Below are 13,173 nucleotides of genomic sequence, written 5' to 3' on the forward strand. Positions count from 1 at the left end.
GGATGGGACAGCTCGTAGACGGCATGTGGAAAGACATCTGGTACGACACAAAATCTACCGGTGGCCATTTCAAACGCAGTACCTCACAGTTCCGCAATTGGGTGACTGCTGATGGGCAGGCGGGCCCACAAGGTAAAGCTGGCTTTAAAGCCGAAGCACACCGTTACCATCTGTATGTTTCTCTTGCCTGCCCATGGGCACACCGCACTTTACTCATGCGCACACTGAAAGGCTTAGAGTCACTGATTTCAGTTTCTGTGGTACATCCACTGATGCTGGAGAATGGCTGGACCTTCGCTAATGATTTCCCTGCCGCCACCGGCGACGAACTCTATCATCTTGACTATCTCTATCAGCTTTATCTGCGCGCCGATGCAAATTATAGCGGGCGGGTAACCGTTCCGGTGTTATGGGATAAGCAGCAACAGACAGTCGTTAGCAATGAATCTGCCGATATCATTCGTATGTTCAATACTGCTTTTGATGGCCTCGGCGCCAAAGCGGGGGATTATTACCCTACAGCGTTACGCAGTAATATTGATGATATCAACGGGTGGGTTTACGATCAGGTCAATAATGGGGTGTATAAGGCGGGATTCGCCACTACACAGGAAGCCTATGACGAGGCAGTTAATACCTTATTTGATGCATTGGCCAAGCTGGAACAGATTCTGGCGAAACAGCGATATCTGACTGGAGGCCAACTGACGGAAGCGGATTTGCGTTTATGGACCACATTAGTGCGTTTTGATCCGGTATATGTCACTCATTTCAAATGTGATAAGCGCCGTATCAGCGATTATCTCAGCTTATATGGCTTTTTACGCGATATTTATCAAATTCAAGGCGTCGCTGAAACAGTAGATTTTGCCCATATCCGCAATCACTACTATCGCAGCCACGGCACTATAAACCCTTACGGGATTATCTCCATCGGCCCACAGCAAGACCTGCTGGAGCCACATGGACGAGATACACGTTTCACTTTATTAACAGATTAACGCGCAGTAGCCATAACAGCTTAAGGCGTAGCGAGCTAAGTCAGACTAAGTGCGTACAGCGCGGAAAAACCGGAGCGTACACGTAGTACGTGAGGATTGTGAGCACTGCACAATCTCAGTATGACGACGCGCAGTAGCCGTTTACTTATTAGCGAACAATCTAGGGATTTCTCGCAGGAACCACGACTTAGCCTCCCCCATACTGTCGCGCCGCCATGCCATAATAATATCGGCCTCACGGCTGAACTCTGGCCCGACAACCCGTAAACGGCCCGCTTCAATGTCTTTTTCTACCATTTCATAGGGCATGGTCGCCACACCCAAACCAGCTAATAAGGCCCGCCGCTTATCTTCGATGGTGCTGACCGTCAAACGTTGCTGTTTATCCAGCAATTGCACCGTGATAACTGGCCGCTCACGAGCGGTATCCGCTACAGCGACACCACGGTATTTCACTCGGGTCAGTTCTGACAGAGGTTCTGGTTCCAAATGAATGGGGTGGTCTGGGCTGGCAACATAGACACTGGTCACTTTGTACAGTTTACGGCTGTTAATCTCTGAAGATGCACGGAAATGCATATCGGGCGCAATGACGATATCAGCCCGCCCTTGCTCCAACCGTTCCCATGCCCCGGCCAATACTTCGGTAAATATGGAGACCTGAGTATTAGCTTTGAGCGCCAGTTTGTCGATCAACGGGAACAGTTTCCATGCCGGAGACAATGCCTCACTGACAATCGTGATATGTGTTTCCCAGCCGCGCGCCAGTGCCTCAGCATCGGTAGTCAGTTTGTCTGCGGCCTCCAGTAACACCCGCCCGCGATCCAGTAGCATCCGCCCAACATTGGTAAATTTGGTGCGATGCCCGGAGCGGTCGAACAACACCACATCAAGCTCATCTTCAAGTTTCTGCATGGTATAGCTCAGCGCAGAAGGTACCCGTCCCAATTCATCAGCCGCCGCGGCAAAACTACCACGGCGGTCAATAGCATCCATTACTCTCAATGCTTCTAACGTTAGCGCCCGATCTTTGGCCATCATTTTCTCAATCAGGAAATTTGAATATAGCGACCAGATTAACTGGCTAACAATCCGTCGTCCAGACGCTTACCATCTCTTTATCAATTAATATCAGGATAGGGCAATCATTGTCATGATCACATGCAGAACAGCAAAACAGTGCGGGCAAGCTGACTATGGTTGGCTCCAAGCCCGTTATACTTTCTCATTCGGCCACTATTTTGACCCGAAGCTATTGGGTTATGCCTCACTGCGCGTTTTGAATCAGGAAGTGTTAGCACCGGGATCCTCATTTCAACCACGAACTTATCCGCAGGTTGATATTTTAAACCTGATTTTACAAGGTGAGGCTGAGTATCGAAATAGTCTGGGTAACTATGTGCGCGGTAAAACTGGCGATGTGTTGCTCTTTTCTGCTCAATCAGGTGTCAGCTATAGCGAGCATAATTTGAGTACTGATAAGCCATTAACTCGCATTCAGTTATGGCTCAATGCCTGCCCTGAGCAGGAAAGCAATCCCGCCCAGCACCTGTCATTATGCACGCAGCCACTAAGGCTACTAGCGTCTCCTGACGGTGAGCAGGGCAGCCTGAAACTGCGTCAGCAAGTATGGATTCATCATCTGGATTTAGCCGCGGGCGAACAGTACACCATTGACCTACACGGCCCAAGGGCTTATCTGCAATCCATTCACGGAACAGTAACGGTGGATGGGCCGCAAGCCAGTGAAACTCAGCGCCTGACCTGCGGTGATGGTGCTTTTGTACAAGAAGAACGGCATCTGGTGATTAAAGCTGAAACGCCGCTGCGTGCCCTGCTCATCGATTTGCCTGCGTGAATATGGGCGAGCACGCCAGCTAAGATTTAATGGGAAAAGTGCGAGGTTCCCCCCGCGTGACTCCCAGTATAATTACGGTTTTAACGACGCCATATCGATCACGAAACGGTATTTCACATCGCTTTTCAGCATCCGCTCATAGGCGTCGTTGATATCCTGAATCTTGATCATCTCTATATCTGAAGCAATGCCGTGTTCAGCACAGAAATCGAGCATTTCCTGTGTTTCAGCAATGCCGCCAATACATGAACCGGCCACCGAACGCCGTGCCAGAATCAATGGCATGGTGTTTATCATTGGGCTAAGATCACCAAGAAAACCAACAAATACCAGGGTGCCATCCACATTCAGTGTCGGCATGTACGGGTTGATATCATGGACATAAGGCACGGTATCGATAATCAGATCGAATTGCCCTTTGGTCGCGTCCATTTGTGCATCATCGGTGGATAACACAATATGATGTGCACCTAAACGACGAGCATCAGCCTCTTTACTCGGTGAACGGGTAAAGAGCGTCACTTCAGCCCCTAATGCATTCGCCAGCTTTAATGCCATATGACCCAAGCCACCCAGGCCAACTACCGCGACTTTACTGCCTTTACCCACTTTCCAATGGCGCAGCGGCGACCAGGTGGTAATACCGGCGCACAGTAGTGGCGCGGCAGCTTGCAAATCCAAACCAGCAGGCATTTTCAGCACAAAATCTTCAGAAGCTACAATGGATTGTGAGTAGCCACCATAGGTTGGTGTATGGTCGTGACGATCAACACCATTGTAAGTTTGCACATTGCCCTCTGCACAATACTGCTCCAGACCCTGTTGACAGGGTTGGCACACTCGGCAGGAGTCCACCATGCAGCCAATTCCGGCAAAATCACCCACCTTGAATTTCGTGACACTTTTACCCACGGCAGTGACTTGCCCAACCACTTCATGCCCGGGTACCAGCGGATAGCTGCTGAACCCCCAGTCGTTACGCGCCTGATGCAGGTCTGAGTGACAGACACCGCAATAGAGCACATCCATCACCACATCATCAGGACGCGGATCGCGACGGGTAAACTCGAGTGGGGCAAGGGGAACTTGTGCGGATTTGGCTGCATAACCGAGAACTTTTATCGTCATGATGTATCTCCGGTATCATAAACACTGTGATTTGAAGCTCGATAAACCTTAAAAAACGTCGAGGGTAAACGGTTTGAGTATAGGGAAAGTTAGTTTCAAGGAAATTGCTACCTAGAGAGTATAGGCCTGTAAAGTAGCAATCCTGCCTCTATTTCTGCTCTGATATTAAGCGAACAAATTACAATCCAGTAAGCTTCTCCAATGTTTCGGGATAGCGATCACCCATTATCGTTACTTGTGCAGCCGCGTTATTAATCTGTTGCAGATCAGCAGTGGTCAACTCTACATTCACCGCACCAATATTTTCTTCTAACCGATTCAGTCTGCGCGTACCGGGGATCGGTACAATCCAGGGTTTCTGCGCCAGCAACCAGGCAAGAGCGATTTGCGCAGGCGAGCTACCCTTTTGGTGAGCGACCTGCTGAATCAAGGTGATTAACACCTGATTAGCGGCCAAGGCTTCGGGAGTAAATCGTGGTAACGTGCTACGAAAATCATCACTGGCAAACTGGGTTGATTGATTCATGTTACCCGTCAGATAACCTTTACCCAGTGGGCTATAAGGCACCAAACCAATGCCAAGTTCTTCCAGCGTTGGTATGATTTTTTGCTCCGGCTTACGCCACCATAATGAGTATTCACTTTGCAGGGCGGTTACCGGCTGAACAGCGTGAGCTCGGCGAATGGTCGCCGCCCCAGCTTCAGATAAACCAAAGTGTTTTACTTTACCCTCTTTGATTAAATCCTGTACTGCACCGGCCACATCTTCAATGGGTACATTGGGATCGACGCGATGTTGATAAAACAGATCAATAACATCCGTTTTCAGCCGTTTGAGTGAGGCTTCCGCCACTTTTTTAATATGCTCTGGTCGGCTGTTTAAACCGATCCATTTTGGCCCGCCGTTCGGATCAGCCTGAAAACCAAATTTGGTCGCAATCACCACTTTATCGCGCAGAGGTGCCAGCGCCTCACCCAATAATACTTCATTGGTGTAAGGCCCGTAGACCTCTGCGGTATCGAAGAATGTCACGCCAAGGTCCACCGCTTTGTGCAACAAAGAGATCATCTCCTGTTTATCGGCGGCCGGACCATAACTGAAACTCATCCCCATGCAGCCTAAGCCCATGGCGGACACGTCGAGATTACTGCGACCCAATGTGCGCTTTTGCATTTCTTTTACTCCTACTTGTAATTTATTTGTCATTACGAGGCATTCATTAAATAAATGTCGGTAGCAAAAAAGGTAGCAAATGTCCGAGCAGAGGATTAGATGGATAAATGCGCATGTGTATATGAATTTAACTCATAAATTTAACTATACTGGAACACACAGGCAGATAAACAGGTATAGAGACTGATGTTAAAAGAGAATTTTAACGATTTAATTTCCTTTCTTATGGTTGCCAGGGAGCGAAGCTTCACCAAAGCGGCGGCAAAACTGGGGGTTTCACAATCGGCCTTAAGTCATTCCATTCGTGGGTTGGAAGAACGACTTGAGCTTCGCTTATTGACCCGCACGACCCGCAGCGTTGCCCCGACAGAAGCGGGCGAAAGACTGGCAAATAGTCTGGGACCACGTTTTGCAGAAATTGAGAGTGAACTGGATGCCTTAGGCGAAATGCGCGAGCGGCCTGCGGGGAATATTCGCGTTACTGCTGGCGAGCATGCCGTGGACTCGACCCTCTGGCCGGTACTGAAATCATTTCTCGCCGATTACCCGGACATTAATGTGGAAATCACGGTCGATAACACCTTAACTGACATTGTCAGCGGGCGGTTTGATGCCGGCATCCGCCTTGGAGAACAGGTAGCAAAAGATATGATTGCGGTACGGATTGGGCCGGATATGAGTATGGCTGTCGTTGGCTCACCTTCATATTTGGCTAAATATGGCATACCCACCACTCCGGCAGATCTGCAAAATCATCGTTGCATCAATATGCGCTTGCCGACAATGGGTGGCCTTTATGCGTGGGAATTTGAAAAAGAGGGGCATGAATTAAGAGTTCGTGTTGATGGGCAACTGACCTTTAACAGTTTGCGACAACGCATTGATGCCGCCGTCATGGGTTTTGGTCTGGCATTCGTACCAGAGGATGCGGTAAAAGCTGAGATTGCCAGTGGCAGCTTAGTCAGGGTACTGAAAGAGTGGTGCGAGCCTTTTCCCGGTTATTACCTTTACTACCCGAGCCGCCGGCAACATACCACCGCATTTTCGTTGTTCGTGGATGCCTTACGCTATCAGCGTTAAGATAAAACAGACATCCCGCAAACCATATCGCACAAAACAAAAACCCCGCCGAAGCGGGGTCTTGTGGAATGAGTGGAGTTGACCGGTAAGCCGGGTTCTGTCGTGGACAGTCATTCCTCTAGGCCAGCAATCGCTCACTGGCTCAAGCAGCCTACCCGGGTTCAGTACGGGCCGTACCATGTGAACCCCTATTTGGCCTTGCTCCGGGTGGAGTTTACCCTGCCACGAACTGTTACCAGCCGTGCGGTGCGCTCTTACCGCACCCTTTCACCCTTACCTGATCCCACTTACGCGGGCCATCGGCGGTTTGCTCTCTGTTGCACTTGTCGTAGGCTTGCGCCTCCCAGGCGTTACCTGGCACCCTGCCCTATGGAGCCCGGACTTTCCTCCCCTTCACCTGTCTCCCCCGAAAGGGACGGCAGCGAAGCGGCGACTGTCTGGTCAACTCCGCGGCGGATTATAATCACATTACTGTTGAATGTCATCTTCCGCTTGCTCTTGAGCACCATCTTGCAGCTCAAGTGCGTACTTATAGAGCGCATTCTTTTTCACGCCATGAATCTCTGCCGCCAACGCTGCGGCTTTTTTCAGCGGCAACTCTTTTTGCAATAATGCCAGAGTACGTAACGCAACGGCCGGTAAAGCATCATCGGCTTGTACTTTATGTCCTTCGACAATCAAGACCATTTCGCCTTTGCGGCGGTTTTCATCTTCCTGAACCCAAGCCAACAACTCGCCAACCGGTGCGCCGTGGATAGACTCCCAAGTTTTGGTTAATTCTCTGGCGAGTACCACATAGCGTTGTGGGCCAAGTACGGTTACCATGTCCTGTAAACTTTCCAACAAGCGATGCGTTGATTCGTAGAAGATCAGTGTTCGAGGTTCCTCAATCAGCGCTTGCAGAGTATCCTTACGTCCTTTGGTTTTCGCAGGCAGGAAGCCTTCGTAGCAAAAACGATCCGAGGCAATACCGGCGGCAGAAAGTGCTGTAATCGCCGCACAAGCGCCCGGGAGTGGCACCACCCTGATGCCCGCTTCACGACAACGGCGCACTAAGTGGTAGCCCGGATCGTTGATAAGTGGCGTACCTGCATCTGAAACCAGTGCAATACTCTGGCCTGCTTGCAGTTTCGCCAGCAAATGATCGGCTTTTTGTTGTTCGTTATGGTCATGAAGTGCAAACAGGCGGGCGTTGATCGCAAAATGCTGTAATAACAACCCTGTATGGCGTGTATCTTCTGCCGCAATCAAATCAACGCCTTTCAGTACCTCTAACGCCCGGTGGGTAATATCCCCTAAATTACCGATTGGGGTGGGTACCACATAAAGCGTAGATGCAGAAATCACTGCTCGATCGTGTTGATTCATTGTTTCATCCGAATTACCGATTTAATATTGAGCATCTTGAAAAAAACATCACTGGATACAGTATGCTTTCCTCAACATTCGTTCGTTCCAAAGCAGGGCTTGTCCCTGTAGTTCTGGCCGCACTGATTCTGGCAGCCTGTTCAGGCAGAGCGCCACAGACGCCGCCACCCGCAAATATACAGGACGAAGCAAGCGCGAACTCTGATTATTATCTGCAACAGTTGCAACAGAGTGGTGATGATAACAAGGCTGACTGGCAATTACTCGCCATTCGTGCCCTGTTACGTGAAGGGAAAACGCCTCAGGCGGCAGAACAGCTCGGTACACTACCGGCTAATCTGAGCGATACGCAACGTCAGGAACAGCAATTACTGACCGCAGAACTGCTGATTGCGCAGAAAAATAACCCTGCTGCTGCTGATATTCTTGGTAAGTTGGATGCGACCCAACTCTCGGCTAACCAGCAAGTTCGTTTCTATCAGGCGCAAATTGCCGCCAATCAAGGTAAAGCTACTCTGCCACTGATTCGTGCGTTTATCGCTCAGGAACCCTTACTGAAAGATAAAGCCCATCAGGACAATATTGATGGCACCTGGCAATCGCTGGCACAACTGACACCACAAGAATTGAACAATATTGTGATTAATGCAGATGAAAACGTGCTGCAAGGTTGGCTGGATTTACTGCGTGTGTATCAGGATAACAAACAAGATCCCGAGCTACTGAAAGCCGCTATTAAAGACTGGCAGAACCGTTATCCTCAAAACCCGGCAGCGAAAACCCTGCCAACGGGATTAACGCAGATCAGTAACTTCAGCCAGGCCTCGACGGCGAAAATTGCACTGTTGCTGCCACTCAGTGGCCCGGCACAGGTATTTGCCGATGCTATCCAGCAAGGTTTCACTGCCGCTCAAAATGGGTTACCGGTAGCCGCACCTGCTGCTGCGCCCCCCGATACAGCAGCAACCACGCCAACTGATACCGCCGCTGCAACACCTGCTGAGGTAGCACCGATTACCACACCGGCGCCGGTAGCTGCTCCTGTTGCCGCCAACAATGCACAGGTAAAGGTCTACGACACAACAACGCAGCCTATTGCGGCATTACTGGCTCAGGCCCAGCAGGATGGCGCGACTTTGGTTGTCGGCCCACTGCTTAAACCTGAAGTTGAACAACTGAAGGCCACAACAAGTACATTGAATATCTTGGCGTTAAATCAGCCGGAAGCCAGTACTAACAGTCCCAACATCTGTTACTTCGCCTTATCGCCAGAAGATGAAGCTCGCGATGCCGCGCATCATTTATGGGGGCAGGAAAAGAGAATGCCATTGTTGCTGACCCCGCGCGGTGCCTTTGGTGATCGCATCGCCAAAGCCTTCGCTGAAGAGTGGCAGAAACAGGGTGGGCAAACAGTATTGCAGCAAAACTTCGGTTCAACTGCTGAACTGAAACAAGCTATCAACAGTGGTGCGGGTATCCGGCTAACTGGCCAGCCAGTTGCCGTTTCAGGCACGCCTGCTGCGGCACCGGCATCTGTCACCATTGCAGGTCTGACAATCCCGGCACCACCAGTAGATGCGCCCGTCGTTTCCACTTCCGCTGGTGGTAACATTGATGCAGTTTATATCATTGCGACTCCGGCTGAACTGACACTGATTAAACCAATGATTGATATGGCCACCAGCTCGCGTAGCAAACCGGCGCTATTTGCCAGTTCACGTAGCTATCAGGCCGGTGCTGGCCCGGATTACCGTTTGGAGATGGAAGGCATTCAGTTTAGTGATATTCCATTGATGGCCGGTGCTAATCCAGCACTAATGCAGCAGGCGTCGGCTAAATATGCCAACGACTATTCGCTGGTGCGTCTGTACGCCATGGGGATCGATGCGTGGACATTATCGAATCATTTTGCGCAAATGCGCCAAATTCCTGGTTTCCAGGTCAGCGGTACAACCGGTGATTTAACGGCATCAGCCGATTGTGTTATTACCCGTAAGCTGCCTTGGTTGCAATACCGTCAAGGTATGGTAGTACCGGCGGCGTAAAGTGATTCGGGTGACAAATCTGTCTGGAACAGATTTGAACGCTGCTTGCAGCGGCCTCGCAGAGGCGAGGCCCATGGACGGGCTGAGTAACGAATGTAGCTAACAACCCTGCAACTTCAAGGAAGAAGGGAATATGAGCCAACGGAACACTGGCACACATTACGAAAATCAGGCCCGCAGCTATCTGGAGCGGGTTGGTTTAATTTTTCAGGCGGCTAATGTCACCTACCAATGTGGTGAGATTGACCTTATTATGCGCGACGGGGAAACTTGGGTGTTTGTTGAGGTTCGCTTTAGGCGTAATGCCCTATTTGGTGGCGCTGCTGCCAGCGTCACTCACAGCAAACAACAGCGGTTACTCCGGGCTGCCACCATTTGGCTGGCACAGCGAGGCGCCAGTTTTGCCACAACATCGTGCCGTTTTGATGTTTTTGCCATCACGGGTAGCCAAGTAGAGTGGCTGCCTAATGCTTTCAATACGGATTAACAATTTTTCCGGTTTACTACCGGGCTATGCCCTAAGACGTTGGAGTCGCTGGTTGCCGGCAAGAGAATGACAAATTGGTTGTAAACCATTTTTAACGTCACTTGCATTGCTCCACTGGCTGAGTCGAGTAACGAACGTAGCCAACACCCCTGCGGCTTCAAGTACCAAGGGCATATTAATTTTACTGAGTGGATTAAATCAACGTGCTGGATAGAATCAAAGGCTGCTTTACAGAAAGTATTCAAACCCAGATTGCCGCGGCTGAGGCTTTGCCTGATGCCATATCCCGTGCAGCAATGACGTTGGTTCAGTCACTGCTCAACGGCAATAAAATTCTCTGCTGCGGCAATGGGACTTCAGCGGCTAACGCGCAGCACTTTGCCGCCAGCATGATAAACCGTTTTGAAACAGAACGACCAAGTCTGCCTGCAATTGCGTTAAATGCTGATAATGTTGTTCTGACCGCTATTGCCAACGACCGTTTACATGATGAGGTCTATGCCAAGCAGGTACGAGCACTCGGCCATGCTGGTGATGTTTTGCTCGCTATTTCCACTCGTGGCAATAGCCGTGATATTGTGAAAGCGGTCGAAGCAGCTGTAACCCGTGATATGACCATCGTTGCCCTTACCGGTTACGATGGCGGTGAGCTGGCTGGCCTGTTGGGTCAGCAGGATGTTGAAATCCGTATACCTTCGCACCGCAGTGCACGCGTTCAAGAATTGCACATGCTCACAGTGAATTGCTTGTGTGACTTAATTGATAACACTCTATTTCCTCATCAGGACGATTAAAGGAGCACGAATGAAGGTTGGTTATATTTTTGCCATGCTATTCAGCGCCCTGCTATTGCAAGGCTGTGTCGGTGCCGTGGTTGTCGGCAGCGCAGCCGTTGCGACTAAATCTGCCACAGACCCACGCTCTGTCGGCACTCAGGTAGACGATGGCACACTTGAGGCCAGAGTCGTCAATGCGCTGAGCAAAGATCAGCAGATAAAAAGCCAAACACGCTTTGTGGTGACCGCTTATCAAGGGAAAGTTTTGCTGACCGGGCAGTCGCCAACCGCAGAGCTGTCTAACCGCGCCAAACAAATTGCCGCAGGTGTCGATGGCGCAACGGAAGTGTATAACGAGATGCGCTTAGGCAAGCCGGTTGATCTGACTACCGCCTCAATGGATACCTGGATCACCACCAAAGTTCGTTCACAGTTACTGACCGCAGATTCAGTTAAATCTTCAAATGTGAAAGTCACCACCGAGAACGGCGAAGTGTTCTTGTTGGGTCTGGTGACTCAGCAGGAAGGGCAATCAGCGGCACAGATTGCCAGCCAGGTTAGTGGCGTTAAGCACGTCACCACTGCGTTTACTATTGTAAAATAATCAATTAGTTAGAAAGAGAAATCCTATTATGGGCCGGGAGAAATCCAGGCCCATTTTTAGCTATCCAAAACATCAAGCCATTAATCTAAATCATTCGCCTGTATGAAGTCTTTCCCACCCAACTGCCGCATCTGGCGTAAAATCCACTGCTGGCGGGAAATAACATAACCTGATGGCGCATTAACCTTAAAACGCAGTGGATTAGGCAGGACCGCTGCCAGCAAGGCGGCTTCTGAAGCACTCAATTTACTGGCGGGTTTATTAAAGAAATGGCGTGCAGCGGCTTCCACACCAAAAATGCCCTCACCAAACTCGGCAATATTGAGATACACCGTCAGAATACGGCGCTTGGTCCATATCAGTTCGATACCGGCGGTCAATCCCACTTCCAACCCTTTTCGCACCCAGCTACGCCCGTCCCAAAGAAACAGATTTTTCGCTGTTTGCTGTGACAAAGTCGAGGCACCTCGGATACGATTTTGATTGCGCTGATTATGGGAGAGTGCCGATTCGATAGCACCCACATCAAATCCCCAATGCTCGGGGAATTTTTGATCCTCAGCCGCCATCACTGCTAGCGCCATGTAAGGCGAAATTTCATCCATCGGCACCCAGTCAGAGTGCGCTACATAGGAAAAATCACCGGTCAACCAAGCACCCAGTTGCCTTTCGATCATCACCATGGAAAAAGGGACCGGCAAAAAAGCGAAAATCAAAATGCCCGCCAACCACAGTGTGACGATGCCGATCACGCCCCGTTTTCCCCAATACCATAGCTGGTTTAATCTGCGTCTGGCTAACGTCATTCGGTTAAATCCAGTACCTTAGTTACCAACTTATCAATCCCTTTAGCCGCTTCAGAAATTGATGTTGCCAACATATAGGCAGGTGTGGTGACCACTTTATTCTCAGCATCGACCACCACGTCATCGGCAGGGCAAATAACATGCTCTCCACCCATAACTTCAATTGCATCAATAGTATCGGGATCGTTACCAATTGTCAGACGGATCGGTTTACCCAACAGTTTTGGCAACATCACTGGCGCAATACACATAAAACCAATTGGTTTACCTGACTTATGCATTGATTGAATAAGTTTATATAAATCTGGGTCAATAACACATTCAGAACCTTGAGTTGCAAAATCGCAGAGGTTCTTTGCGGCACCAAAACCACCGGGTACAATCAAGGCATCCAATTGCTCTGAATTGGCTAAAGAAAGAGGCTTAATCTGGCCGCGAGTAATGCGCGCCGACTCCACTAACACATTCCGTTTCTCGACCATTTCTTCGCCGGTAACATGATTAATAACATGCAGTTGTGGTTTATCGGGGGCGAAGAACAAAACACTTGCGCCCGCACGATCTAATGCCAGGATTGTTAAGACAGACTCATGTATCTCAGCACCGTCAAATACCCCACATCCACTAAGCACTACACCGACCGTTTTCATCACACCTCTCCTTTTCTTACTCTGTCAATCGCTTAACCCGTTCTAGTGACAAAGACGAATCTCTATCACAAATTTTAATGAATCTTGTAACAAGAGCGCTTACATTTGCTATGTTGTTGCTTGTATGATGTATGGAAGAATCCTTACAACCTGCGAATCCACTCGAAATCGAAATAATATACCCTAAGTATTTCGA

Annotated in this window: 13 protein-coding genes and 1 other RNA gene; 7 read left to right on the forward strand and 7 right to left on the reverse strand. The window is 49.8% G+C overall.

Annotation, left to right across the window (positions count from 1 at the left end; genetic code table 11):
* Window positions 1-2: 2 nt before the first annotated feature.
* On the forward strand, window positions 3-1,001 hold the full coding sequence (locus Q2T72_RS19230) for a glutathione S-transferase family protein (RefSeq protein WP_372569690.1): 999 nt from the start codon (window positions 3-5) through the stop codon (window positions 999-1,001).
* A 141-nt stretch (window positions 1,002-1,142) separates the two neighbouring features.
* Here Q2T72_RS19230 and Q2T72_RS19235 read toward each other — a convergent pair whose 3' ends face one another.
* Window positions 1,143-2,039: a LysR family transcriptional regulator gene (locus Q2T72_RS19235; protein ID WP_083162318.1), complete on the reverse strand. Its 897-nt coding sequence runs from the start codon at window positions 2,037-2,039 to the stop codon at window positions 1,143-1,145.
* A 115-nt stretch (window positions 2,040-2,154) separates the two neighbouring features.
* Between Q2T72_RS19235 and Q2T72_RS19240 the strand changes: the two genes are divergently transcribed.
* Window positions 2,155-2,859, forward strand: coding sequence for a pirin family protein (locus Q2T72_RS19240; protein ID WP_083162317.1), 705 nt, complete (start codon window positions 2,155-2,157; stop codon window positions 2,857-2,859).
* A gap of 72 nt (window positions 2,860-2,931) precedes the next feature.
* On the opposite strand, the gene Q2T72_RS19245 is transcribed toward Q2T72_RS19240, so the two are convergent.
* Entirely contained in the window at window positions 2,932-3,987 is a 1,056-nt protein-coding gene (locus Q2T72_RS19245) for an NAD(P)-dependent alcohol dehydrogenase (protein WP_083162316.1), read from the reverse strand.
* Window positions 3,988-4,165: 178 nt separating this feature from the next.
* Window positions 4,166-5,161 (reverse strand): aldo/keto reductase, encoded by a 996-nt coding sequence (locus Q2T72_RS19250; protein WP_372569691.1) that lies wholly within the window; start codon window positions 5,159-5,161, stop codon window positions 4,166-4,168.
* A gap of 186 nt (window positions 5,162-5,347) precedes the next feature.
* On the opposite strand from Q2T72_RS19250, the gene Q2T72_RS19255 reads away from it, so the two are divergent.
* Entirely contained in the window at window positions 5,348-6,241 is an 894-nt protein-coding gene (locus Q2T72_RS19255; RefSeq protein WP_372569692.1) for a LysR family transcriptional regulator, read from the forward strand.
* 70 nt (window positions 6,242-6,311) lie between these two features.
* On the opposite strand, the gene rnpB is transcribed toward Q2T72_RS19255, so the two are convergent.
* An RNA gene (gene rnpB / locus Q2T72_RS19260) (RNase P RNA component class A) lies at window positions 6,312-6,690 on the reverse strand.
* A gap of 19 nt (window positions 6,691-6,709) precedes the next feature.
* The gene (gene rsmI, locus Q2T72_RS19265) at window positions 6,710-7,609 is read right to left on the reverse strand and encodes a 16S rRNA (cytidine(1402)-2'-O)-methyltransferase (protein WP_083162310.1); all 900 of its coding nucleotides are present in this window, start codon (window positions 7,607-7,609) and stop codon (window positions 6,710-6,712) included.
* Window positions 7,610-7,671: 62 nt separating this feature from the next.
* Here rsmI and Q2T72_RS19270 point away from each other — a divergent pair, with 62 nt between their 5' ends.
* The 4 genes from Q2T72_RS19270 (at window position 7,672) to dolP (ending at window position 11,521) form a co-directional block, all read left to right on the forward strand.
* The gene (locus Q2T72_RS19270; protein ID WP_372569693.1) at window positions 7,672-9,654 is read left to right on the forward strand and encodes a penicillin-binding protein activator; all 1,983 of its coding nucleotides are present in this window, start codon (window positions 7,672-7,674) and stop codon (window positions 9,652-9,654) included.
* A gap of 133 nt (window positions 9,655-9,787) precedes the next feature.
* Window positions 9,788-10,141 carry a YraN family protein gene (locus tag Q2T72_RS19275; RefSeq protein ID WP_083162306.1) on the forward strand — a complete coding sequence of 118 codons (354 nt, stop codon included), beginning with the start codon at window positions 9,788-9,790 and terminating at the stop codon, window positions 10,139-10,141.
* Between the two features lie 203 nt (window positions 10,142-10,344).
* Window positions 10,345-10,935: a DnaA initiator-associating protein DiaA gene (gene diaA, locus Q2T72_RS19280; RefSeq protein WP_004710884.1), complete on the forward strand. Its 591-nt coding sequence runs from the start codon at window positions 10,345-10,347 to the stop codon at window positions 10,933-10,935.
* Between the two features lie 10 nt (window positions 10,936-10,945).
* Window positions 10,946-11,521 (forward strand): division/outer membrane stress-associated lipid-binding lipoprotein, encoded by a 576-nt coding sequence (gene dolP / locus Q2T72_RS19285; protein ID WP_005166550.1) that lies wholly within the window; start codon window positions 10,946-10,948, stop codon window positions 11,519-11,521.
* Window positions 11,522-11,601: 80 nt separating this feature from the next.
* Here the strand turns inward: dolP and mtgA are convergent, their stop codons facing one another.
* Together mtgA and elbB are read right to left on the reverse strand one after the other, a co-directional pair.
* Window positions 11,602-12,327 (reverse strand): monofunctional biosynthetic peptidoglycan transglycosylase, encoded by a 726-nt coding sequence (gene mtgA, locus Q2T72_RS19290; protein WP_083162304.1) that lies wholly within the window; start codon window positions 12,325-12,327, stop codon window positions 11,602-11,604.
* Complete coding sequence (gene elbB, locus Q2T72_RS19295) at window positions 12,324-12,977, reverse strand: isoprenoid biosynthesis glyoxalase ElbB (protein WP_083162302.1); 654 nt, start codon at window positions 12,975-12,977, stop codon at window positions 12,324-12,326. Before elbB ends, mtgA begins: the two co-directional genes overlap by 4 nt.
* Window positions 12,978-13,173 lie beyond the last annotated feature (196 nt).

The sequence above is a fragment of the Yersinia sp. 2466 StPb PI genome (assembly GCF_041538325.1).
Taxonomy (GTDB): domain Bacteria; phylum Pseudomonadota; class Gammaproteobacteria; order Enterobacterales; family Enterobacteriaceae; genus Yersinia; species Yersinia enterocolitica_E.

Bases quoted from the DNA above. Each gene is read 5' to 3' on its own strand.
- Q2T72_RS19255 (WP_372569692.1), top strand. From the start codon at position 5,348: ATGTTAAAAGAGAATTTTAACGATTTAATTTCCTTTCTTATGGTTGCC.
- Q2T72_RS19235 (WP_083162318.1), bottom strand. From the start codon at position 2,039: ATGGCCAAAGATCGGGCGCTAACGTTAGAAGCATTGAGAGTAATGGAT.
- Q2T72_RS19245 (WP_083162316.1), bottom strand. From the start codon at position 3,987: ATGACGATAAAAGTTCTCGGTTATGCAGCCAAATCCGCACAAGTTCCC.
- rsmI (WP_083162310.1), bottom strand. From the start codon at position 7,609: ATGAATCAACACGATCGAGCAGTGATTTCTGCATCTACGCTTTATGTG.
- mtgA (WP_083162304.1), bottom strand. From the start codon at position 12,327: ATGACGTTAGCCAGACGCAGATTAAACCAGCTATGGTATTGGGGAAAA.
- Q2T72_RS19250 (WP_372569691.1), bottom strand. From the start codon at position 5,161: ATGCAAAAGCGCACATTGGGTCGCAGTAATCTCGACGTGTCCGCCATG.
- Q2T72_RS19270 (WP_372569693.1), top strand. From the start codon at position 7,672: ATGCTTTCCTCAACATTCGTTCGTTCCAAAGCAGGGCTTGTCCCTGTA.
- Q2T72_RS19275 (WP_083162306.1), top strand. From the start codon at position 9,788: ATGAGCCAACGGAACACTGGCACACATTACGAAAATCAGGCCCGCAGC.
- elbB (WP_083162302.1), bottom strand. From the start codon at position 12,977: ATGAAAACGGTCGGTGTAGTGCTTAGTGGATGTGGGGTATTTGACGGT.
- Q2T72_RS19230 (WP_372569690.1), top strand. From the start codon at position 3: ATGGGACAGCTCGTAGACGGCATGTGGAAAGACATCTGGTACGACACA.
- Q2T72_RS19240 (WP_083162317.1), top strand. From the start codon at position 2,155: ATGATCACATGCAGAACAGCAAAACAGTGCGGGCAAGCTGACTATGGT.
- dolP (WP_005166550.1), top strand. From the start codon at position 10,946: ATGAAGGTTGGTTATATTTTTGCCATGCTATTCAGCGCCCTGCTATTG.